This is a genomic window from Parafrigoribacterium mesophilum (genome assembly GCF_039652555.1).
GTDB lineage: Bacteria > Actinomycetota > Actinomycetes > Actinomycetales > Microbacteriaceae > Parafrigoribacterium > Parafrigoribacterium mesophilum.
On record NZ_JBDJAF010000001.1, the window covers coordinates 720,502 to 741,868 of the forward strand.

Here is a 21,367-nt window from a genome sequence, read left to right on the forward strand (position 1 = left end):
TCAACGACTGCGACTGCCACCTGGTAGCGCAGCGACGTGCCGGGTACCGTCTGCGGTATGGACGCGAACGACGAATTTGACACGATCCGCACGATCATTTCACGCTCGAAAGTGGCGCTGCTGACCACCGAAACCGCCTCCGGCGAACTGCACTGCCGGCCGCTGGCGGTGCTCGACCACGACTTTGACGGCTCGCTGTGGTTCTTCACACAGGATCCGAGCCCCAAGGTGAACGACGTCGCCGCCAACCCCAAGGTGAATGTCGCTTACACGGACGGCAAAGGGTATCTGTCGATTGCCGGGACAGCGACTGTTGAACACAATTCGACGCGCATCGACGAACTGTGGAACCCCATGGTGGAGGCGTGGTTTGAAAACGGAAAGGACGACCCGAGCGTCGCCCTGCTGCGGGTGGATGCGCGCAGTGCCGAGTACTGGGCCAGCGACAAACCGGCCGTCGCGCGGGCGTTCGAGATAGCCAAGGCGATGGTGACCAAGTCCAGACCCGATGTCGGGGAGAACCGCAGCGTCGAATTGTGACGACAGCCCCCTCCCCCGCAGGGTGCGAGGATCGAAGGGTGACCACACTTCGAAGCGCCGGGATTCTGCTGTACCGGTTCACGCCATCACTCGAGGTGTGGCTCGCCCACATGGGCGGCCCGTTCTGGGCGAGGAAGGATGACGGAGCCTGGTCGATCCCGAAGGGACTGTACGAGGCGGACGAAGGCCCGCTGACGGCCGCCCTGCGAGAGTTCGAGGAAGAGCTGGGCGCTCCGGCGCCAGCGGTCGAATATTGGCTTCTCGGCGAGTTCCGGCAGTCCTCCGGGAAGATCATCACGACCTATGCGGCCGAAACAGACTTCCAGGTCGACACGGTGGTGAGCAACACGTTCCCGCTGGAGTGGCCGAAGGGATCCGGGCGAATCCGGGATTTTCCGGAGATCGACGACGCCCGCTGGTTCCCGCTGAACCTGGCGCGGTCGAAGGCAGTGAAGGGTCAGCTGCTGCTACTGGATGCTCTGGAGAAGGTGCTGGAGCGCCAAACACCCGCGACCTGAACGCGGTTCGTGACCAGCGGGGTGCTGGCTACCGCGGCGAGGTGGAGGCCAGGGCGCCCACCCGGTAGCCCGCTCCCCTGTGCTCCTCTGGCAACCGGTCGCCGCGGCCAGTGAGCTTGTTGCGGAGACTGCCGGGGGCGTAGGCCTCCGGGTAAACGCCACGCTGTCGCAACACGGGAATGACGAACTCGACGATGTCCTCGAAGGTGCCGGGCGTGATGGCGTAGGCGAGGTTGAAGCCGTCCACGTCGGTCTCGGCGACCCATTCCTGCAGCTGGTCGGCGATCTGCTCGCCGGAGCCGACGATGAACGGGCCGAGGCCGCCGATGGCCCCCAGCCGGGCGATGTCGCGCACCCTCCACTCACCGCCGTCCTCGTTTGCCTCCTGGTAGTTGGCCACCACCGATTGGATCGCGTTGCTCTTCACATTGCCGATCGGCTCGTCGAGGTCGTACTGGGACAGGTCGATGCCCATCCAGCCGGACATGAACACCAGGGCGCCTTCCGCGCTGGCATAGGAGAGGTAGTCCTGGTATTTGGCCTGCGCCTTCTCGGGCGTCGCGTCGGTGATGACGGTGAGCAGTGTGTAGATCTTCGCCGCGTACCGATCACGGCCGGCCGCCTGAAGGGCGTCACGAATCTTGGTGACGGTCGCCTTCAGCCCGGCCTTGGTCGATGCCGCGACGAAGATCGCCTCCGCGTTGCCGGCGGCGAAGGCGATGCCGCGAGGGGAGGCGCCGGCCTGGTAGATCACTGGGGTGCGCTGGATCGACGGTTCGGACAGATGGATGCCGGGAACGGTGAAATGGGTGCCATAGTGGCCGATCTCGTGGACCTTGCTCGGGTCGGTGAACACGCCCGATTCGCGGTCGCGGATGACGGCGTCATCCTCCCAGGAGCCCTCCCACAGCTTGTAGAGCACCTCGAGGTATTCGTCCGCGACGTCGTAGCGCTGGTCGTGTTCGAGCTGGTCGTCGTTGCCCATGTTGCGGGCGGCCGAGGGCAGGTATCCGGTAACCACGTTCCAGCCGACCCGGCCGTTCGTGAGGTGGTCGAGGGTGGACATGCGGCGGGCGAACGGATACGGATGCTCGTACGCGGTGCCGGCGGTGACTCCGAACCCGAGGTTCTCGGTGACCAGCGCCATCGCGGAGATCAGCAGCACCGGATCGTTGACCGGCACCTGCGCGCCGTGGCGGATGGCGGCCTCGTTGGAGCCGCCGTACACGTCGTAGGTGCCGAGCACGTCGGCGATGAAGATGCCGTCGAAGGTGCCGCGCTCGAGCAGTTTGGCCAATTCGGTCCAGTAGGTGAGGTCCTTGTATCGCCAGGACTGGTCATCCGGGTGCCGCCACAGCCCGGAGGACTGGTGGGCGACGCAGTTCATGTCAAAGGCGTTGAAGCGAATTTGTCTGGGCATGTAGAACATGGTGCAACCGGTGCACCGCCGATCGCATCCGGCGGCGCAACACGGCGTCACAGTCTTACGCCGTGTTTCGTTGCGGCTCGCATTCGATGGCGCATCACCCTACCGTCGAACCATGTCCGAACCGCTGCCCGCCACTCCATTGCAGGTCGTCGCCGTGTCCGGAAGTCTGCACGCTCCGTCGAAGACAACGGCTCTCGTGAACGAGATTCTCGCGGCGTTGAGCCGAGAGCTGCCGATCAGCGCTCACTTGATCGAGGTGAACGACATCGACCCGCGGTTTGCCGGAACGCTGTGCCGCGACGAACTTCCGGCATCCGTGGAGGCCGAGTTGCTGCGGATTGAAAGCGCCGATGTGCTGGTCGTGGCCAGCCCGGTGTACCGGGCGTCGTTCACCGGCCTTTTCAAGCATCTGTTCGATTTCGTCGGCCAGTACGCGCTAGTCGACAGACCGGTGCTGCTGGCGGCGACCGGCGGTAGCGACCGCCACGCACTCATCATCGAGCACCAATTCCGGCCTCTGTTCGGCTTCTTCCAGGCCCTCACGCTGCCGCTCGGGGTTTACGCGAACGACTCGGACTTCACGAATAATCGGGTGTCGAGCCTGGAGCTGCACGAACGGATCGATCTGTCGGTGGCCCGTGCGTTGCCGCTGATCCGGGCCGGCGTCGTGGAAACCCAGTCGATCGCAGGTTAGCTACGAGAGTTCGAGCCGCGGAACGTCCACCGGCTCGAATCCCATGATCTGCCCATAGAACGATAGTTCTGCCTCGGTGGCACTCACGATCGTCTCGGCACGGCGGAAGCCGTGGGACTCCCCCTCATAGGCGATGTAGGCGTGCCGGATGCCCTTGGCCGCCAGCGCGTCGCGGAACAGCTCGGCCTGGGCCGGCGGCACGATCGGGTCATCCAGGCCCTGCAATAGCAGCACCGGCGTCGACAGCCGGTGCACGTTGTTCAGCGGCGCCCGGGTGTCGTACAGCTCCTCGGCGCCCGGAAGCGGCCCGATCAGCCCGTCCAGGTAGCGGGACTCGAAGTCGTGCGTGTCCTGGGCGAACTGCTTGAGCTCGGCAACCCCGAAGTAGGAGGTGCCGGCGGCGAAGACGTCGGAGGAAGTGAGGGAGGCGAGCACGGTCCAGCCGCCAGCCGAACCGCCGCGGATGCCGAGCCTGCCGCGGTCGGCCAGTCCCGCATCCGCGAGCCCGAGCACCGCGGCGATGGTGTCCTCGACATCGACGATGCCCCATTGGCCGCGTAGCCGCTCCCGGTAGGCGCGGCCGTAGCCGGTTGAGCCGCCGTAGTTCACGTCGACCACGCCGATCCCGCGGCTGGTGAAGTAGGCGATCGTGGGGTTAGCCGCTGCCGAGACCCGCGATGTCGGCCCGCCGTGCACGAAGGCGATGTAGGGTGGCCGTTCGCGCTCCGGTGCCGTGAAGTCGGGGTTGCGCGGTGCGTAGACGAACGTGTGCACCTCCCGCGGATTCAGGGCGGTGCCCGCGAAGGTCTTCGCCTCGGCGACCGGCAGGTAGGCGGCATCCGGCAGCGCGTCGACGGCCAGCCGCACGTCGTCGAGGGTTCCAGTGGTGAGGTTCAGCACGCGCAGTCCCGTGGCCAGGGTGGAGCTGCCGCCAGTGAGCAGCATCCGGTCGCCGTTGCGCGGGCCGAGAGCGATGGTGGTCAGCGGCGTCGCGAGCGGTTCGCCGTGCCCGCTGTGCGGGTCAAGCGTGACCAGGCTGTCGGCTCCGAAACTGCGCACGGCGAGCAGCCGACCGTCGTCGAGCACGTCGTACCAGCGGGTGCCGAGCGTCCACAGCGGTCCGCCGTATTCGGCCTCTTCCGGATGCAACGCGGTGACCGTTCCATCGACTGCGACGCGAACGAGATTCCACCAGCCGCCGCGGTCGCTGATCGCGGTGAGGCTGGCGTTGTCGGTCCACTCCGGCTGCAACACGGACTCGGTTTGCGAGCCGGCGAGCGTTCGCCAGGCGTCAACGATACCGCCGTGCAGGTCGCCGACGCGCAGCTCTGTGCCGTCCCACGGCATCTGCGGATGCTCCCAGGCGATCCACGCGAGCTTTGTTCCCTCCGGCGAGAACCGCGGGTAGGCCAGAAAGTGCGATCCCGAGACGATGGAGCGGATCGCCGTCTCGTCTTCTGCTGCGGCGCCGTCCGTCGGCACGGCGACGATGTCGCGGGTGACGTTGCCGCCGTCGTGAGTCTCGCGCACGGCGATGATCTCGTCGTCTCGGATGCTGAGTTCGGCGAAGCGGAAGCCGCCGCGTGCCGGGGTGAGCGGCGTCGGTGTGCTGCTGCCGGCATCCAGTCGATAGAGGCGCTGGTCGCTGAACTCGGCAAAGACCAGCGTCTGGTCGGCCGTCACCGTCCAGGCTCCACCGCCGTATTCGTGCACTCTGGTGCGTGCGTTCCACGGCGCCGGCAGGATGTCGACCGGCTCGCCGTCACTGTGGGTTCGCACCGCGTAGCGGCCCGCCTCCCCCGGTCGAGCTTCGAGCCACCAGATGTCCTCGCCGACCCAGGCGCCGCCGCTGATCGGATGCCCGCTCTCGGCGAGGTCGCGGGCGGAGATCGGCGAGCGCCAGGAGCCGTAGGGAGCGATGGTGGTCATGGAGACCATCCTGCCCCGCGCGCTGGACTTCCGGGAGGTTCGGGGCGCTGACTGGTGCGCAGAGCGAACTACCACGCAGTGGCGCGGAATCGGCCCGCGCCGCGTCTGTGCTGGTATCTATGGCCGGTGGAGTTCCGATCGCTCTTTCCTGCAATCGACCATATTTGCCAACACGCAAGAACGATGAAAAGCATCGATGCGAGCCCGGCAGGGTTCTTGAAAAAGGTTATCCAGTAGCCCAGTTCGGCAGGTGCGGCCACGACCCCACCGATTATTGCGCTGGTGTCGACGTGCCAAGGGTCAACCGTAGCGTTGGCGTCGCCTTTGGTATCGATGGTGCCGTCAGGACTGATGCCAACCAGTCGATGAGTGACCACGCCGCCATTCAGATAGAACGAGATCGGCTCGCCGATCTGATACTGGTTTTCTTGCACCACAACCGCACTTCTGGAGGGGATCGTCGGCATCATCGATCCCGTATGCACGACATAGACCTTGTAGGGAACCACCCCCGTGCCGACGAGGGCAAACATTGTGAGCGCCAAAAGCGGCAGAAGTAGGACGAGGCAAACTTTGAAGCCCTTCATGTCGCCTTTCCTTCATCGAGAAGTGCAGGGGTGTCGTGCCACTTAGTAGCGGCACGACACCCCAGACTGGGTGGCTATTGCACGTACGCAGTTACGGCTTAGTAACTCCAGCCGGTATGCCTACCTGAGTCGCCACGATCTGGTACGGGAGACCTGCACCGCTTCCATCAGCGGAGTTGATGTAATACTGGTCGTCCTTATTTTTCGCCGGGTCATTCTGGAATGACAGTAGCGAGTTCGGATACGTGTTGAAGGTCGCCGGGGGCGTGACCGTCTTCGCCGCAAGTGCGAACGAGAACGAGACAGAACCAGACGCACCGGGTGCGACTGCGCTCGCGACGCGGTACTGCTTAGTCAGCGGCCAGCAGCCATCCGATGCGAATGGACCACAGGTCTCCACCCGATCATTGAGGTTCGTCGAGGCGAAGATTTCCTTATCGTTGGCTGCCAGGTGAACTTCGCCATAGGTGCCCATGCTGTTGAGGGCGCTCAAGGCTGTGGCATTCGGGAAGACGATCCAAACATCCTCAGGGCTGTTGCCGGTGTTCTTGTACTTCACCGTGGCCGTCTGCGCCTCACCCGGCAACAACCTATCGAACGAGAAATCAATGCCATTGTCTCCCCCACCACCGTATGGACTTATCTGGATGGAGCCAACCGTCCCTGTAATGGTTCCGCTGTGGGTGTCGCTGAAGTACGCACCGGTAGTGCCGGCGGCGATCCAGACGGTACCGCCAAGTAAGGCAAGGGTGGCAACAAAGGCTACGCCCCTCGCTTTAGGGATTCCGAACATTCTTGACCTTCTTCGTTGAGGCGAAATACCGCTCCATAGAGGCATCCGCATAGTGGATTTGATCGCGCAGAATGCCATCGGGCGTGCGAGTACAACCGAATAGGGTCGCTCTTGCGTGGACAGATTCGGAAAGAGGCGGGTAGCGACGAATCAGTCCCACTGATGATGGGTCTCTGCCGGGGATCGGCCGTGGGGGTTTGAGGTTCGGAAATCGGGTAATCGACGAACCTCTCTTGTATTATTCGCCCCATTCCGAGAAAAGCGCAATAGTGCACGGCAAGCAATTTTGGTGTGCTGCCCGGAGAACCATCGACGGCCGATTAGAACTCGCCGACGCGGATGAGCACCTTGCCGACCGCGCCGTCTTCGACCGCAGCGTGGGCATCCGCGGTATGGGCGAGGTCAAACCAGTGCAGCGGCAGCCCCGCCTGCTCTCCCACTGACAGTGCGCCGTCGCGAACGGCGGAGGTGACATCCTCCGCGGCAGCATCAAGCGCATCCTGACCGACGGTGTAGAGCAGCAGGAACTGGTATCGCACGTTGCGAGAGAAGTGTTGACGCACGTCAAGGGTGAACGTGTCACCGCCGTTGTTGGCGTAGACGGCGATCGATCCGCGGTTACGGATGACTTCGAGATCCAGTGCGGCGTTCTGTGCCGGTGCGACCTCCACGATGAGGTCGACGCCCTCGGGAGCAAGACGCCGGATACTCGTAGCCGCGTCAGATTCGCGGTAGTTGACGACGTGATGCGCTCCCGCCGCCGTGGCGAGCGCAGCCTTCTCCGAGTTGCTCACGGTCGTGATCACGGTTGCGCCCGCCCAGCGCGCGAGTTGGATGGCGGCGTGACCGACCGCGCCGGCACCCCCGGCGATGAGTACAACCTTGCCGGCCAGCGCGCCCGGGGCCAGCCGGGAAGGTCCATCCTCGCTGACCGTCAACGCCCGGTGAGCGGTGACGGCGGGGACACCCAAACTCGCGCCGAGTTCGAAGCTTGCCGTATCCGGCAGCGGATGCACTCGGTCGGCCGGCAGAACGGTGAATTCCTGCGCGGTGCCGCCGCTGGGCAACTGGTGTGCGGCGAGGGCGAGCCACACGCGGTCTCCCACCTGGAATTGATCGACACCATGGCCAACGGCATCGACGATTCCGGCGCCGTCCTGGTTCGGAACCACCTCGTCGAAGGGCAGCGATTCGCCGGGCCGCGAGCCGCGCCGGGACTTCCAGTCCGTGGGGTTCACGCCCGAGACGACAATTCGTACGCGAACCTCTCCTGCACCGGGTTCTGTCCGTTCACGATCGACGAGATTGAGTACGGAGGGGTCACCGGTGTGGTGATAGAGAATTGCCTTCATGTTTCGGCCAACGCGCTGCGCCGTCGAATCCTTCCCTCGCGCGTTCACCGCCCCCAGTGGTCGAGCTCGTCGAGAGTTCGCAGGGTACCTCGCCGGATTTCGACGGGGCTCAATCACCGGGGAACAGGCCAAGCACCGGGGAACAGGTCAATCACCGGGGAACAGGTCAATCACCGGGGAAAAGGTCAATCTCCCAGGGGACGGGGCTCACTCGGCGGAGGCGGCGAGTTGCTCGCGCACCATGGGCGCAACCTCGCTCCCATACAGCCGGATGCTCTCCAGCAGTTGTTCGTGCGACATCGTGCCGTTGGAGTACTTGAGATCGAATCGGGACAAGCCGAGCCCCCTGGCGACCTTCACAATCTTGGTGGCGACTGTTTCGGGAGCGCCCACGAACAGGGCGCCATCCGGTCCCGCCTCGCGGTCGAACTGCTCGCGGGTCATCGGCGGCCAGCCGCGCTCGGCGCCGATGCGCTGCTGCATGACGGAGTATGGCGGCCACAGTTCGTCGCGAGCCTGGGCATCCGTCGCGGCGATGTGCCCTGGCGAGTGGGCGCCGACCGGCAGCAGGGCACGCTCGAACTGGGCCAATGCACGCTTGAAGAGGTCAACGTACGGTGCAAAGCGCAATGGCTCCCCGCCGATGATCGCGAGCAGCAGCGGGAACCCATAGCGGGCGGCACGGACGACGGATTCCGGGCTGCCGCCGACACCGACCCAGGTGGTCAGCGACCCGGATTCGGTCGGCGGATACACCGGCTGGGCGGTGAGTGCGGCGCGGGTGCGTCCGGACCAGGTGACCGGCTGCTCTTTGACCAGCTCGGCAAACAGGGCGATCTTCTCCTCAAAGAGCAGCTCATAGTCGGCGAGGTCGTAACCGAACAGTGGGAAGGATTCGGTGAACGAGCCGCGGCCCAGGATGATGTCGGCTCGTCCTTGCGATAGTGCGTCGAGGGTGGCAAAGCGTTCGTACACGCGCACCGGGTCGTCGGAGCTCAGTACAGTGACGGCCGAACCGAGCCGGATGCGCGACGTGCGGCCGGCGATCGCGGCCAGTACGACTTCTGGGGCGGCGACCGCGAAGTCGGCGCGGTGATGCTCTCCGACCGCGAAGATATCCAGGCCAAGCTCGTCGGCGAGCACTGCCTGCTCGACGACATTGCGAATGGACTTGGCGTGCGTGATCGGTGTGCCACTGGCATCCACGGTGATATCGCCGAAGGTGTCGAGGCCGAGCTGTAGCCGGTGCTCGGGGTGAGTCTCGCTAATGTCGCTCATATCGGCGTGCCCTTTCACGTTGTCGGACTATGCGTTTGCATCAACCTCATTCAACTGCAACGCGCTGCGCATCATTCCCTCCCGACGTACGCGGAGGCAAGTTATGCCCAACCTGATGGATGGCTGACCAGGACATCGTTAACGCCTCTCGAGTGATGTCGATTGCTGAGCGACAATGGGATGGTGATCACCGTGACGGAGCCGCAGGTCTGGGTGCTTATCGGTGTGTTTTCGGCTGCCATGTTTGGCATGATCGGCATCGTCACCACGAGTTTCAATCGCCCCCTCACGTCCGCGATCGGCGGTTTGCAAGACACGATGAACGCGAGGTTCGAGGCGGTCGACGTGAAGTTCGCAGCGGTCGACGCAAAATTCGAGACGCTCACCGTCAAACTCGAGGTTATGGATCGCGACATTCAAGCACTCACCCGACACATCTTCGGTGGGGAATCCCGCTAAACGGGTTTCGGGTCGCGCGGCAGTTGGTCGAGGTCGAACTTCCAGTCGTTGCAGCGCATCATGTGACCCGGTGGATACTCGAAGTCGCACTCCGACAGCAACATGAAGCCGACGCTGCGACACAAGGCGTTGGATGGCGCATTCTCGATAGAGGGGAACGCGTGCAGATACCGGCGGGATCCGACCTGTGCCGCATACTCGAGGGCTGCGGTAACGGCACGACGAGCGATGCCCCTGCCCTGGAATTCGGGCTGGATGCTCCAGCCGGCTTCGTAGACCAGCGTGTCGCGCCAGGTCTTGTCCCAGTAGCCGACCGCGCCGACGCCTTGCGGAACCCCAGGGATCACCACCCGAAACATCCGCGCAGTTCCGAGGCGCCAGTACTCCAGATACCGGGCATGTCGAGCGACCAGCTGCTCCTCGGTCTCCGGGCCGCCGAGGTAGGTCATCATTTCTGGCACATTGTTTCGCCGCAACAAGTCGAGGTCGAAGTCTGACCACGGCTCAAGCCGCACTTCTGGGTGATCCACCACGCGTCTCCTCTGCTGTGCCCGAGCGTAGTCGACCCGAGGCCGACTACAACGCGACGGAAGACGACTGGCGGTCCCGCGGCATCCGCAGCGCGTAGACGGACGCCAACAGCATGAGCACGACCGCCGAGCCGAATGCGACCTGGTAAGACACCGCGTCGAGCAGGGCGCCGGCGACGAGCGGTCCGACGATCGCGCCGAGGTCGGAGAACGCCGAGAAGATCGCGACCGGCTGACCACTGCGCGCTCCGGCGGCGTCGCCGACCGCGGCGGCCGGCGCAGTGCCCATGAAGGCCGCCGCGATGCCGTACACGCAGAGCAGTGCCGTAAGCATCCAGATGTCGCCGGCGAACGGGATCGCGACCATCACGGCGGCGGCGAGCGCGTACGCCCCGATGATGGCCGGCCGACGTCCGACGGTGTCGACAAACTTGCCGGCCGGCCCCAACGCCAGGGTCTGCGCGACCGCGGCAATGGCGAAGGCGATCCCGGTCCACAGCTCGGTGCGATGCAGCACCTCGACCACTAAGACGGGAACCAGCGCGCTGCGCACTCCGAGCGACGCCCAGCCGGAGGCGAAGTTCGCCAGACATGCCGCCCGGAACCGCGGGTCGGCGAGCACCTGTCGGAAGGGAATGATCGGGGCCGGCTCTGTCGCATCCACCACCCGCCCCGAGCGAGGTCGCAAGAAGGCCAGCCCCACGACGCCGGCGACGACGAGCGTGCCCGCGTAAAAGAAAAACGGGGCACGCAACGAAATGATGGCAAGAAGCCCGCCGAGCGCGGGACCCGCCATCCCGCCGATGAGGAACCCGCCCTGGTAGAACCCAACGGCGCGACCGCGCATCGACCGGTCCGTCGTTCCCAGCAGCAGCGTCATGGCCGAGATGGAGAACATCGCCGAGCCGATACCACCCGCCCCTCGTAGCAGTAGCACTTCGAGATAGCTCTGCGCGATTCCGACCATTGCGCTGGACACCGCGACGATTCCGATCCCGATCGCCAGGATGGTTCGTTCGCCACCCCAGTCGATGAGCTTGCCGCAAAACGGGCTGGCGACCAGGCGCATCAGTGCGAACGCGGAGATCACCGCGCCGACCTCGGTGTAACCGACGTGGAAGCTGCGCACGAACACCGGCAGGACGGGGATGACGACGCCGAAGCCGACCATGACGAAGAAGGCGATGAGGCCGAGCACGATAACCTCGCGGGAGAGCCGCGGTTTCACCCCTGGGTTCGACACCCCATCAGGCTACGGCCTCGGCGCCACGGCCAGCTCAAGATCGTGCCGGGAACGTCGTCGCGAGTCAGCCGCGGACTCACTCCGCGCGCATGGCCTCGGTGAACGGCAACATTTCGACGTGGTGAGGTGCGACCCTTCGCCTGCCCAGCGCGAATCCAACCCAACCCGACAACAGAGCAATGCCCACCGCAATGGAGATCTGGCCACTCAAGCTGAGTTGCCGAACCTGATGCGACAGGCCTCCACCGTCCTGTCCAATCCGCAAAGTGGGCGCGCCGGGCGCCAGCGCCGTTCCAGCCGCCAAGTCGTACACCGTCCACGACGCGGTAAGCGTCGACTGGGTCAGAAACACCACGAGCCCGAAGCACAGCGCGATGACGCCGAGTATCGGGATACACCAGCGCCGCAGGAAACGAGAGAGAGCCATCCGTCGAAAGTACTGTATTCCCGCCCCGGAAAGGCCGAGGCGCGCGTCTGCGAAACTAGGCCGCGCCGATGGTCCGCAGGGCGCCGAAGAATTCGATCAGGATTGGGGCCACCGCATCGTTCGCGGCCCGGTGATCCTGACCCTCCACAGTGCGCCGCACAGCACCGGGGACGGATGCGACAATCGCCTCGGCCGCCAAACCAGCCCAGCTCGGACTGGCGCCGCCTACCAGCAGCAGCGTGGGCGTGTCCACCGCCGCGAACCGCCCGGTGGGAATGGACCCGTCGTGGACCAGAGCCAGGTCGTACGGCAGGGTCGGCGCCAATTCCACCAAGCTCGACCAGAACGGGGACTGCTTCATTGCGTCGAGGCTGCCTGGCATCGCGTTTCCGATGAACAGCGCGAGCGCTTCTTCCGGTCGGCCCTCCTCCACCGCCCTGGAAACCAGGCCGTTGAAGTCGTCGTCTGGTTCGCCCGCAACCATGTACGGCGGTTCGTACGCTGCCAATCCCGCCAAGGGCAAACCCTGTTGCGCGGCTTCGAGGGCCAGCGCTCCCCCCGACGAATGCCCGTACACGAAACAGGGTTGGCCCGCCGCGACGACGAGGGCGGCGAGGTCTTCGATCTCGCGCTGAACCGAGTGGGGCCTCGTGTCACCGCTGTCTCCGCGGCCACGCCGGTCCCAGGTATAGACCGTGAAGTCGGGTGCCAGCAACTCCGCGAGGCCGGATGCTCCCTGTCGGGTGCTCAATGCACCACCGATCAAAATCACCGCCGGGCCGGTGCCGTTTCGCTCGAACGCAATGTTGGTGCCATCGGCTGATTGCACGGTCTCGACCATGAAACTCCTCTGCAGTGCGGGCGGCATCCCCCTCGCCAATGTAAGTCCTGCCTCCGGGACGCGTCAACGCATCCTTAGACTTTGTCCTATGCGAGCAACAGTGATCCACGGCGAACGAGACATCCGAACCGACGAGGTTGCGGATCCGGTACTGATGACGGTCACCGACGCGGTCGTCCGCGTGGTTGCCGCGTGCGTGTGCGGGTCCGACCTCTGGCCGTATCGCGGGACGATACCCACGCTCAGCCCGCACCGCATCGGACACGAATTCGTCGGCATCGTCGAGGCGATCGGCTCGGAGGTGCACAAGCTGCGGGTCGGCGACTTCGTCATCGCGCCGTTCTACTACTGCGACAACACGTGCATCAACTGCCGAAACGGCGTCACATCCTCGTGCCTGCACGGCGGATGGTGGGGCGCGGATGACCGCAACGGACGGTTCGTGGACGGTGCCCAAGGCGAGCGTGTGCGGGTGCCACTGGCCGACGGCACGCTGGTGGTGACCCCCTCGGTACCGGACGACGGCTTCATCCCGAGTCTGCTGACGCTGGCGGATGTCTGCGGCACCGGCCATCATGCCGCCCTGTCCGCAGGAGTGTCGGCCGGCAGTTCGGTGGTCGTGGTCGGCGACGGTGCGGTGGGGCTCTGCGGCATTCTGGCGGCCAAGCGCCTCGGCGCCGCGCGCATCGTGGCCATGTCACGCCACGCCGATCGACAGGCGATCGCCCGCGAGTTCGGCGCGACCGACGTGATCGAGGAACGCGGCGATGCCGGCGTCGACCGGGTCAAAGCCCTCTTCAACGGAATCGGCGCGGACTGCGTCTTGGAGTGCGTCGGTACGAAGGCGTCGATGGATCAGGCGATCCGTTGCACCCGCCCCGGCGGAACTGTGGGCTACGTGGGCTCCCCCAACGGTGGATCGGAACTGCCGGTGCGGCCGCTGTTCGACGACAACATCGGGGTGAACGGCGGAGTGGCGCCGGTGCGCGGTTACATCGAGGAACTGCTCCCGGACGTACTCTCCGGAGCCATCAACCCGGGCCGGGTCTTCGACCTGGAGCTGCCGTTGACCCAGGCCGCGGCGGCCTACGCGGCGATGGATGAGCGCCGCGCCACCAAGGTGCTGTTACGCCCCTGAATCCGAACGCTGCGCCTGCGGACGCTGTCGTCAGGACGCAGCCTCCCGGTGATCGAGCCCGTCGAAATCGGGCGACGGGTCTCGACAAGCTCGACCACCGGGGCTCGACCACCGGGGGATGCGATTGCGGCCACCCTCCCGGTGATTGAGCCCTCCCGGTGATTGAGCCCGCCCGGTGATTGAGCCTGTCGAAATCGGGCGACGGGTGCCTGCATTGCCATCGTCTTGCGGGTCGACAGTTATCCGCGCTCTGCCACGGCGAACCGCACGGAACCATCGCCGTCGAGTTGCGCGTCAAGCACCTTGTCGCTGAGCGCGGCAGCGGCCCGCTCCTCGAGAAAGACGCGAGCTCCGGAATCCTCCACGAGCTGATCGCTGGGCTCTGGGGTGGGTGTCAGTTCGACCTTGAGGCTGCCGGTTGTGTCATCCGCGGCGCTGATCCGAAGTCCGGCGTCGCCCGCAACAGCCGTCTGGTCGGTGAGGTTCTTGATGGCGGCGCTGGCGTTTTCGGTGAGAGTGAGCATGGGGTCTCCTTCAGGTTCTCGAATAGGAAGTGTTCGACTTTTCTCCTGATCGCGGTCAGATTCAAGCGCAATAGGCATTTTCTGCGGGAGTTCCCACGCCGGGTACCGGCATCTGTCAGGGTCGAGCACAAGGAGCCGGTGGTATCAAGGGCATGTGGGCAGCATGGCAAGCGGGCGCGCGAAACGGAAGCAGGTCGAGGCTGCCGCCCGCGACGCCACCAACAGCAGACCGGCCCGTGTGCTGGCCCGCGGCGGCTTCATCGCCAGTGGCGTCGTCCACATCCTGATCGGCGCTCTGGCGATCAGCGTGGCCCGCGGTTTGCGACGGCACGCCGACCAGTCTGGGGCGCTGGATGCTGTCGCGGATGCGCCGGGGGGAATCATCGTGTTGTGGATCGCGGTGGTCGCGCTGCTGGGGCTTGCGGTGTGGCAGTGGACCGGGCCGATGTCGCCCCGGCCGGAACGGGCGCTGCCGAGGAAGGTGCGGGACCGATTCAAAGCCATCGGATTCCTCGCCGTTGCGCTGGCTGCGCTGGTGTTCGCCTCGGGAGGTCACTCGAACACCGCCAAGTCGACTCACAGCTTGAGCTCCTGGCTCATCGGCCTTCCCGGTGGGGTCTTCGTGCTCATGGCGGTGGGAATGGCCGTCGGCTCGGTCGGTGTGACCTTCGCGTTTCGGGGCCTCTCCCGTCACTTCCGTGAGGACATCGACCCGCCGACCGGACCCGCCGGTGTGGCGGTGGTGGCGCTGGGTGTTGTTGGCTACACCGCTAAAGGCATCGCGCTCGTGATTATCGGGTTGCTTTTTGCTGGCGGCGCGCTGTTCGGCGATGCGAGCTGGACAACAGGACTCGATGGGGCGTTCCGGTTCCTCACCACGCTTCCCACCGGCGTGTGGCCGCTGTTCTTCATCGCCGGTGGATTCATCGCCTACGGCATCTACCAGGCGTGTCGGGCCCGGTACCTGCGCCGCTAGTGATGGCGTCCGCGACATTCGTCGTGTTCCAAGGATGCCGGATTAGCATCAAGCGCATGCCCGCCGCTGTAGTGTTCGTGCACGGATTGCGGACATCCGCGACTATGTGGCGACATCAGGTCGCGGCGTGCGAATCCCACGGCATTCCGGCCGTCGCCATCGACCTGCCGGGCCACGGCCGCCGCATGGGTGAGCGGTTCACGCTGAAGGGTGCCCGGCGGGCGATCGGCGACGGGATTGCCGCGGCGTCGGAGTCGGGCGCGAAGCCGTACCTGTGCGGATTCTCGCTGGGTGGCTATCTGGCGATCGAGTGGGCCGGAGCCCACCCTGACGCGATCTCCGGGTTGCTCGCGGCCAGCTGCGGAACCGAGCCGAACCGTCTGCTGCTGGGCGGTTGGCGGATGCTCGCCCGCGGCATCCACGCACTCCCCGACCACGGCAGGGCGCTGAACGACTTCATGCTGAGGCTGCTCGTTCCTCCGCCCGGTGCGCTTGACGTGCTCGCCGGCGGGGTGGCCCTGGAGGTGATGGACGACGTCTTGCGCGAGTTGCGGCCGGTGACACCGGCGCCGAGCCTCTCCCGGATCGACGTGCCGGTGACGTTCGTCAATGGCCAACTCGATCATTTCCGGATCCACGCCAGCCGTTATCTTGCAGCCACCCCGCACGGTCGCCTGGTGACCTTGCCGCGCGCCACGCACATGGTGAGCGTGGTGCGGCCGGAGGAATTCACCGGCATCCTGTTGGAGGCGCACGCCGAAGCCACGGCCCGGTCGGCCGCCGCCTGAGTTCCGGTGCAGTCACCCCGGTGTGGTCAGCGCCGAAAACGTATCCCGGTGATCGCGTCGACGGTAATGCGCACGTAATTCCACTTGTCGGTTGGATGCGTGGCATCCAGTTCGAGCACGCCGGACTGCTCGATGTCGCCGTCCAGCATCAATCGGTGCGCGCTGCCGTGCACGACGACGCTCCAGTTGAAGCCTCCGGTCTGACCGTCCGCCTCGAACGCGACCCTGTCGTTGGCGGTGATGTCCATGAGCTTGGCGCCGGGGCCGGTGCGGAAGAAGATCGCCCCCTCATGGACGAGGAAGTTGACCGGGAACACGTCGAGAAAAAGTTCGCCCGTCGCGGGATCGGCCACCGCCGTGGCGAGCCGGCCGAGCGGTGCCGCCGCGAGCAGCTTCCAGCACTCGTCAGCAGAGAGATCCTCCACGCGGCGCTCGGAGTGAGTGGTCATTTCTCTTCCGTTCTGGCTGCAGCCGCACGTCCCGGGTTATCGGGTCGTGGCCTGTACCAGGTTGAGGTCGATCAAACTCGTGGCGGTGGCGACGAGGGAGTCCTCGGGCGACCGCGGCTTCCAGTCGAGTACGCGCCGGGCTTTTTCGTTCGACGCGTTCATGCTGTGGCCCAGTCGGTGGGCGACGTCACTGAGCGACGGATCGAACCGGGCCGCGAGCCGCACCAGCCAGTTGGGCAGCACCCGGGTCGGCACGCGGTCGGCCGCGGCCCCCAGTCGGGACTTCAGCACCCTGGCCATCTCAGGCAGCTTCATGAAATCCCCGGCGACCGCGAGGAACCGTTCACCGCGAGCGGCCGGGGCGGTCATGGCCAGCAGGTGAAGGTCCGCGACATCGCGTACGTCGACCAGCCCGAACGATGTCTTGGGCAATCCCGGCATACCTCCCGACAGCAGCCGCCGGACCAGCTCGATCGAGGTGGACAGGTCCGGTCCCAGCACCGGACCGAGGATGCCGACCGGGTTGACTACCGCCAACTCCACGCCGCCGCCCTCGCGCTCGATGAAGTCCCAGGCGGCGCGCTCGGCGAGGGTTTTCGATTTCGCGTACGCGCTGACCTGCCCGTTGGGGTCCGTCCAGTCGGCCTCGGTGTATGCCGCGTCTTTGGCCGGGGCGCCGTATCCGATCGCCGCAAAGGAGGAGGTCAGCACGACACGCCGCACGCCGGCGTCCCTGGCCGCCCGCAGAACGCGCAGGGCGCCTTCCCGGGCGGGGACGATGAGCTCGTTCTCGTCTTTGGGCTGTCGCCCCGGGAACGGTGACGCCACGTGAAGCACGAACTCGCATCCGGTCACCGCCTGCCGCCAGCCGGCGTCGGAGGTAAGGTCCGCGGCGACGAACGACAGCGCGTCGCCGGGTTCGCAGCCGGCGGCGGCGAGCATCGCGCGCACCTCCGCTTCCCGCGCGAGCAACCGCACCGTGGTACGCACGCGGTACCCGGCATCCACGAGCGCGAGGATGCAGTGGGCGCCGACGAAACCGGATCCACCGGTCACCAGCACCAGTTCGCCGCTCATGCGTGCCTCCTGAGGTTTCGTGTGATCAACCTAGTTCATCACGGTGGTCACGCGGCCAGTATCGTCGCCTTAAACTCGACCGCTCGACCAGGATCCACGCGCGTGCGGGGTTGCAGGTCAGGCCAGACGGCCTCCGCCGTCGACGCCGATGATCTGCCCGGTGATGTACGAGGCCCGTGCGGACAGCAGAAACGCGACCACGTCGCCAAGCTCCCGTGGTCGGCCATAGCGTCCCAGCGGAATCGCGGCCGTGGCCGCGGCGCGCACCTCGTCGACCGAGCCGCCGGTACGGACCGCGGCTTTCGCATCCAGGTCTTCAAGCCGCGCCGTGCTCAGGCGCCCGGGCGCCACGCCGTTGATCCGGATCTGCGGGGCCAGTTCAACCGCGAGGGTGCGCACCAGTCCGGCCAGCCCCGGCCGGAGAACGTTCGAGGTGGCGAGGCCGCGGATCGGCCGGTGCACCGAGGACGACAGGATCACCGCAATCGACGGCGCGACCCCGGACCTCAACTCGATTATTGCGTGTTGCACGAGCCGGATGGTGCTGAGCAGCGTGCCGTCGATCGCGGCCTGCCAGGTCGCATCGTCAAGGTCCGCGAAACCGCCGGCCGCGGGGCCACCCGAATTGACCAGAACGCCATCGAGTCCACCCAGAGCCGCGGATGCCTGCTCAACGGCGCGCTGCGGGCCTGCGGGATCGGACAGGTCGGCCGGCACGGCCACGGCGCCCAGCCTTGCGGAGGCCTCCGCGAGTCGCGGTGTGTCTCGGGCGTTCAGCGCTACGCGCGCCCCCTCGGCCGCTAACGCCTCCGCGACAGCGAAACCGAGGCCTGAGCTGCCGCCGGTGACCAAGATGCGCTTGCCTGCTAGTCCCAGATCCATCGTGTCCCTTCGCCGTCGCCGTACGAGTCTGCTCCGACTTTATCTCCGCCAACCAACCGGCCTTGTCTCCCAACCAACCGGCCTTGTCTCCGCCAACGTACCGGCCTTATTCCCCGCCAACCCACCGGCCGGCGCCAAGACAGGGCACCATGTTGCTATGCACTCCAGCGCATTTGACGGGGCCCGTTGATGGCCGACCTGGCCGAGATCGCCCGTGAGCTCTACAGGCTCACTCCCGACGCGTTCACCGCGACCCGCAACAAGCGCGCCGCCGAGGCCCGCGCGGACGGCGACAAAGAGCTGGCAGCCAGCATCCGTTCACTGCAGAAGCCGTCGACGGCGGCGTGGGCGATCAACCTTTTCGTGCGCGAGCGCTCCGAGGAGATCGGGCAGGTGATCCAGCTGGGCCGGACACTTCGCGCGGCGCAGGCCGACCTCGACAGTGACGCGCTCCGAACTCTGAGCCAGCAGCGTCGGCAGCTGGTGGCAGCCCTGGGCAAGCAGGCGGCTGCGCTGGCGAAATCGTCGAGTCACCAGATCAGCGAAGCGGCAGTGACCGAGATCGAGCAGACCCTCAACGCGGCCATGGCGGATGCGCGCGCTGCCGCCGCCCTGAAAACGGCGCGTCTGACGCGGTCACTAGATTCGGTCGGGCTCGAACCGGTCGACCTCGTCGGCGCCGTGGCTGCCGCCGACGATGACGTGATCGAGGCGGCGGCCGAGGATGCGGTGGTGGTGGAAAAGGAGGCGCGGCCGCCGGCGCGGATCGGTCCGTCGAAGCGCCAGTTGGCCGACGCGCGGCAGAAAGCGGCGGATGCCACCGATCGCGCCGGGGATGCGACGGCGACGGTGGCGGCGGTGGCCCGCCGTATCGCCGTAGCCACCCGCCGGCGGGACGAGTTCGCGACGGAACTCGAGGAACTGAAGGCGGAGGTAGCGGCACTGGAAACCAGAGTGTTGGCCGCCGACCGCGAATTGCAACAGCTCGACCGGGAACACGATCAAGCCAGCCGGACTGCCGAAGCCGCCCAGAGTGCGGCGAGGCGGGCGCGGGATCGGCTGGACCGGCTCCAGGGCACGGAGTAGCCCGCCAGCGTCAGTCACGCGAGCAGAATGGGTGCCATGATCAACGGCTACACGGCGGAACAGGTGCGGGCGGCAGAGGCTCCACTGCTCGCCGCGGGGGTTCCTTTGATGGCACGTGCGGCCGCCGGCCTTGCCCGCGAGATTCGCACGCTGTTGCCGGATGCCGGCAGCACCGTTCTCGTGCTCGCGGGCTCCGGCGATAACGGCGGCGACGCCCTGTTCGCCGCTGCCGAAATGGCGGCCGACGGCTCGGACGTCGCCATCATCGCCACCGGCAGCCGCATCCACGAACCAGCCCTGGCTGCCGCCCTCGCGGCCGGCGCGCACGTTGAGGACCCCGCGGATGCAGTCCGGCTGGCTGCCGGGGTGGATGTGATCGTCGACGGCATCCTCGGCACCGGGACCAGCCCGAACCCGGCGCTGCGCGGTGGTGCGCGAGATGTCGTGCAGGCGATTCTGCCGGTATTGGGTGCGCCGCGGCATCCGCTCGTCGTTGCGGTGGACATCCCGAGCGGCATCAATCCCAATCCTCCGGATGCCGCAGAAGTCGCCGCCGGGGCCGCGGCTGACCCAGAATCCGCGGCCATCCTGCCGGCCGATGTCACCGTCACCTTCGGCGGATACAAGGCCGGATTGCTCATCCCGCCCGCCTCCGAGTTCGCCGGACGCGTGGTCCTCATCGACATCGGGCTCGGACCGGAGCTAGCGAAGCTCGAGCCGGTCATCCGCATGCCTGACGCACCGACGCGCGAGGGCCACACTGGTAAAAGCCGAACTTCCGTCGAACTGAGAAGAGTGTTGGATGCCTGAATCCAAAGAAGACCGTGTCGCCGTCTACATCGACTTCGACAACATCGTGATCTCCCGCTACGACCAGATCCACGGGCGCGGGCGCTTCCTCCGCGATCGCGTTCGCGCCGCCACCGCTGACTCGGTGCGGGCCAACACCGATCTGGCGACCCGCTTGGGCGATGCAACGGTGGACATCGGGGCCGTGCTCGACTTCGCGTCATCGTTCGGGTCCATCGTGATCAGCCGGGCTTACGCGGACTGGTCCATCGAGGTGAACGCCAGCTACAAGAATCAACTCACCGAGCGTGCCGTCGACCTGGTGCAGTTGTTCCCGACCGTGCGGTCGATGAAAAACGGCGCGGACATCCGCCTTGCCGTCGACGTCGTCGAGGACCTGTTCCGCCTTCCCGACCTCACCCACGTGGTCATTGTGGCGGGCGACTCCGACTACATCGCACTGGCGCAACGCAGCAAGCGGCTCGGCCGCTACGTCGTCGGTATCGGCGTGGCAGGCTCCACCAGCACCGCACTCGCCGCCGCTTGCGACGAATTCGCCGACTACGATGCGTTGCCCGGCATTTCCGATGCCGAGGAGGAACAACAAGCCGCAGCGGAACCAGATGCCGTGGCGACGCTGGAGCAACCGGATGCCGACGAGCCGGCAGCGACGTCACCCGCGACGACGAAGAAACAGTCTCCGCAACGCCCGTCCGGCGGGGGTCAAGGTAGGAAGGCGAAGCAGTCGGCCCAGCAGGCGGCGTCTCAGCTTCTCATTCGCGCGCTGCGCTTGCTGCACGCCAAAGACGACTCGGACTGGGTAGGAAGTTCAAATGTGAAGAACCAGATGCTGCGGATGGACCCGTCGTTTCAAGAATCCGCCCTCGGCTACAAGAACTTCAGCGACTTCGTGAAATCACGGGGCAACATTGCCGAGTTGCGTGAGGAAGGCGTGCAGCGCAAGCTGCGGCTGCGGCCGACTCAGGCGGCTCAGGCGGCTCAGAAGTAGACAAGCTCAGAAGTAGACAAAGGCCATCG

Annotated in this window: 24 protein-coding genes; 10 read left to right on the plus strand and 14 right to left on the minus strand. The window is 66.0% G+C overall.

Annotated features, from left to right (window positions below):
* Window positions 1–57: 57 nt before the first annotated feature.
* The gene (locus tag ABFX56_RS03405; RefSeq protein WP_346231867.1) at window positions 58–540 is read left to right on the plus strand and encodes a pyridoxamine 5'-phosphate oxidase family protein; all 483 of its coding nucleotides are present in this window, start codon (window positions 58–60) and stop codon (window positions 538–540) included.
* Window positions 541–578: 38 nt separating this feature from the next.
* Complete coding sequence (locus ABFX56_RS03410) at window positions 579–1,058, plus strand: NUDIX hydrolase (RefSeq protein WP_346231868.1); 480 nt, start codon at window positions 579–581, stop codon at window positions 1,056–1,058.
* A gap of 28 nt (window positions 1,059–1,086) precedes the next feature.
* On the opposite strand, the gene ABFX56_RS03415 is transcribed toward ABFX56_RS03410, so the two are convergent.
* Complete coding sequence (locus ABFX56_RS03415; protein WP_346231869.1) at window positions 1,087–2,478, minus strand: LLM class flavin-dependent oxidoreductase; 1,392 nt, start codon at window positions 2,476–2,478, stop codon at window positions 1,087–1,089.
* 121 nt (window positions 2,479–2,599) lie between these two features.
* Here ABFX56_RS03415 and msuE point away from each other — a divergent pair, with 121 nt between their 5' ends.
* Window positions 2,600–3,181 carry an FMN reductase gene (msuE, locus tag ABFX56_RS03420; RefSeq protein ID WP_346231870.1) on the plus strand — a complete coding sequence of 194 codons (582 nt, stop codon included), beginning with the start codon at window positions 2,600–2,602 and terminating at the stop codon, window positions 3,179–3,181.
* Here msuE and ABFX56_RS03425 read toward each other — a convergent pair whose 3' ends face one another.
* From ABFX56_RS03425 to ABFX56_RS03445, 5 genes are all read right to left on the minus strand, one after another.
* On the minus strand, window positions 3,182–5,110 hold the full coding sequence (locus tag ABFX56_RS03425) for a dipeptidyl-peptidase 5 (RefSeq protein ID WP_346231871.1): 1,929 nt from the start codon (window positions 5,108–5,110) through the stop codon (window positions 3,182–3,184).
* 68 nt (window positions 5,111–5,178) lie between these two features.
* Window positions 5,179–5,697, minus strand: coding sequence for a S24/S26 family peptidase (locus ABFX56_RS03430; protein ID WP_346231872.1), 519 nt, complete (start codon window positions 5,695–5,697; stop codon window positions 5,179–5,181).
* A 91-nt stretch (window positions 5,698–5,788) separates the two neighbouring features.
* Window positions 5,789–6,490 (minus strand): hypothetical protein, encoded by a 702-nt coding sequence (locus ABFX56_RS03435; protein ID WP_346231873.1) that lies wholly within the window; start codon window positions 6,488–6,490, stop codon window positions 5,789–5,791.
* 320 nt (window positions 6,491–6,810) lie between these two features.
* Window positions 6,811–7,842, minus strand: coding sequence for an NADPH:quinone reductase (locus ABFX56_RS03440; RefSeq protein WP_346231874.1), 1,032 nt, complete (start codon window positions 7,840–7,842; stop codon window positions 6,811–6,813).
* Between the two features lie 207 nt (window positions 7,843–8,049).
* Window positions 8,050–9,120 carry an LLM class flavin-dependent oxidoreductase gene (locus tag ABFX56_RS03445; protein ID WP_346231875.1) on the minus strand — a complete coding sequence of 357 codons (1,071 nt, stop codon included), beginning with the start codon at window positions 9,118–9,120 and terminating at the stop codon, window positions 8,050–8,052.
* A gap of 183 nt (window positions 9,121–9,303) precedes the next feature.
* Between ABFX56_RS03445 and ABFX56_RS03450 the strand changes: the two genes are divergently transcribed.
* The gene (locus tag ABFX56_RS03450) at window positions 9,304–9,579 is read left to right on the plus strand and encodes a hypothetical protein (RefSeq protein WP_346231876.1); all 276 of its coding nucleotides are present in this window, start codon (window positions 9,304–9,306) and stop codon (window positions 9,577–9,579) included.
* Here the strand turns inward: ABFX56_RS03450 and ABFX56_RS03455 are convergent.
* The 4 genes from ABFX56_RS03455 to ABFX56_RS03470 all read right to left on the minus strand — a co-directional run bounded on the left by ABFX56_RS03455 (window position 9,576) and on the right by ABFX56_RS03470 (window position 12,620).
* On the minus strand, window positions 9,576–10,109 hold the full coding sequence (locus ABFX56_RS03455) for a GNAT family N-acetyltransferase (RefSeq protein ID WP_346231877.1): 534 nt from the start codon (window positions 10,107–10,109) through the stop codon (window positions 9,576–9,578). The two genes, ABFX56_RS03450 and ABFX56_RS03455, sit on opposite strands and share 4 nt — an antisense overlap.
* A gap of 46 nt (window positions 10,110–10,155) precedes the next feature.
* Window positions 10,156–11,352 carry an MFS transporter gene (locus ABFX56_RS03460; RefSeq protein ID WP_346231878.1) on the minus strand — a complete coding sequence of 399 codons (1,197 nt, stop codon included), beginning with the start codon at window positions 11,350–11,352 and terminating at the stop codon, window positions 10,156–10,158.
* A 76-nt stretch (window positions 11,353–11,428) separates the two neighbouring features.
* Window positions 11,429–11,779, minus strand: coding sequence for a hypothetical protein (locus tag ABFX56_RS03465; protein WP_346231879.1), 351 nt, complete (start codon window positions 11,777–11,779; stop codon window positions 11,429–11,431).
* 55 nt (window positions 11,780–11,834) lie between these two features.
* Window positions 11,835–12,620, minus strand: a complete 786-nt coding sequence (locus ABFX56_RS03470) for an alpha/beta fold hydrolase (RefSeq protein ID WP_346231880.1) — start codon at window positions 12,618–12,620, stop codon at window positions 11,835–11,837.
* A gap of 88 nt (window positions 12,621–12,708) precedes the next feature.
* On the opposite strand from ABFX56_RS03470, the gene ABFX56_RS03475 reads away from it, so the two are divergent.
* Window positions 12,709–13,758 carry a zinc-binding dehydrogenase gene (locus tag ABFX56_RS03475; RefSeq protein WP_346231881.1) on the plus strand — a complete coding sequence of 350 codons (1,050 nt, stop codon included), beginning with the start codon at window positions 12,709–12,711 and terminating at the stop codon, window positions 13,756–13,758.
* Window positions 13,759–13,997: 239 nt separating this feature from the next.
* Here the strand turns inward: ABFX56_RS03475 and ABFX56_RS03480 are convergent, their stop codons facing one another.
* The gene (locus ABFX56_RS03480; RefSeq protein WP_346231882.1) at window positions 13,998–14,282 is read right to left on the minus strand and encodes a Fe-S cluster assembly protein HesB; all 285 of its coding nucleotides are present in this window, start codon (window positions 14,280–14,282) and stop codon (window positions 13,998–14,000) included.
* A 163-nt stretch (window positions 14,283–14,445) separates the two neighbouring features.
* Here ABFX56_RS03480 and ABFX56_RS03485 point away from each other — a divergent pair, with 163 nt between their 5' ends.
* Window positions 14,446–15,258: a DUF1206 domain-containing protein gene (locus ABFX56_RS03485; RefSeq protein WP_346231883.1), complete on the plus strand. Its 813-nt coding sequence runs from the start codon at window positions 14,446–14,448 to the stop codon at window positions 15,256–15,258.
* Window positions 15,259–15,314: 56 nt separating this feature from the next.
* The gene (locus ABFX56_RS03490) at window positions 15,315–16,046 is read left to right on the plus strand and encodes an alpha/beta fold hydrolase (RefSeq protein WP_346231884.1); all 732 of its coding nucleotides are present in this window, start codon (window positions 15,315–15,317) and stop codon (window positions 16,044–16,046) included.
* A gap of 26 nt (window positions 16,047–16,072) precedes the next feature.
* Here ABFX56_RS03490 and ABFX56_RS03495 read toward each other — a convergent pair whose 3' ends face one another.
* The 3 genes from ABFX56_RS03495 to ABFX56_RS03505 all read right to left on the minus strand — a co-directional run bounded on the left by ABFX56_RS03495 (window position 16,073) and on the right by ABFX56_RS03505 (window position 18,454).
* The gene (locus ABFX56_RS03495) at window positions 16,073–16,495 is read right to left on the minus strand and encodes a pyridoxamine 5'-phosphate oxidase family protein (protein WP_346231885.1); all 423 of its coding nucleotides are present in this window, start codon (window positions 16,493–16,495) and stop codon (window positions 16,073–16,075) included.
* Window positions 16,496–16,531: 36 nt separating this feature from the next.
* On the minus strand, window positions 16,532–17,572 hold the full coding sequence (locus ABFX56_RS03500) for an SDR family oxidoreductase (RefSeq protein WP_346231886.1): 1,041 nt from the start codon (window positions 17,570–17,572) through the stop codon (window positions 16,532–16,534).
* 117 nt (window positions 17,573–17,689) lie between these two features.
* Window positions 17,690–18,454 (minus strand): SDR family oxidoreductase, encoded by a 765-nt coding sequence (locus tag ABFX56_RS03505; protein WP_346231887.1) that lies wholly within the window; start codon window positions 18,452–18,454, stop codon window positions 17,690–17,692.
* Between the two features lie 189 nt (window positions 18,455–18,643).
* Between ABFX56_RS03505 and ABFX56_RS03510 the strand changes: the two genes are divergently transcribed.
* The 3 genes from ABFX56_RS03510 to ABFX56_RS03520 are packed head-to-tail and all read left to right on the plus strand — an operon-like array spanning window position 18,644 to window position 21,338.
* Window positions 18,644–19,540: a transposase gene (locus ABFX56_RS03510; RefSeq protein WP_346231888.1), complete on the plus strand. Its 897-nt coding sequence runs from the start codon at window positions 18,644–18,646 to the stop codon at window positions 19,538–19,540.
* Window positions 19,541–19,576: 36 nt separating this feature from the next.
* Window positions 19,577–20,350: an NAD(P)H-hydrate epimerase gene (locus ABFX56_RS03515; protein WP_346231889.1), complete on the plus strand. Its 774-nt coding sequence runs from the start codon at window positions 19,577–19,579 to the stop codon at window positions 20,348–20,350.
* The gene (locus ABFX56_RS03520) at window positions 20,343–21,338 is read left to right on the plus strand and encodes an NYN domain-containing protein (protein WP_346231890.1); all 996 of its coding nucleotides are present in this window, start codon (window positions 20,343–20,345) and stop codon (window positions 21,336–21,338) included. Before ABFX56_RS03515 ends, ABFX56_RS03520 begins: the two co-directional genes overlap by 8 nt.
* The last annotated feature ends 29 nt before the right edge of the window (window positions 21,339–21,367 follow it).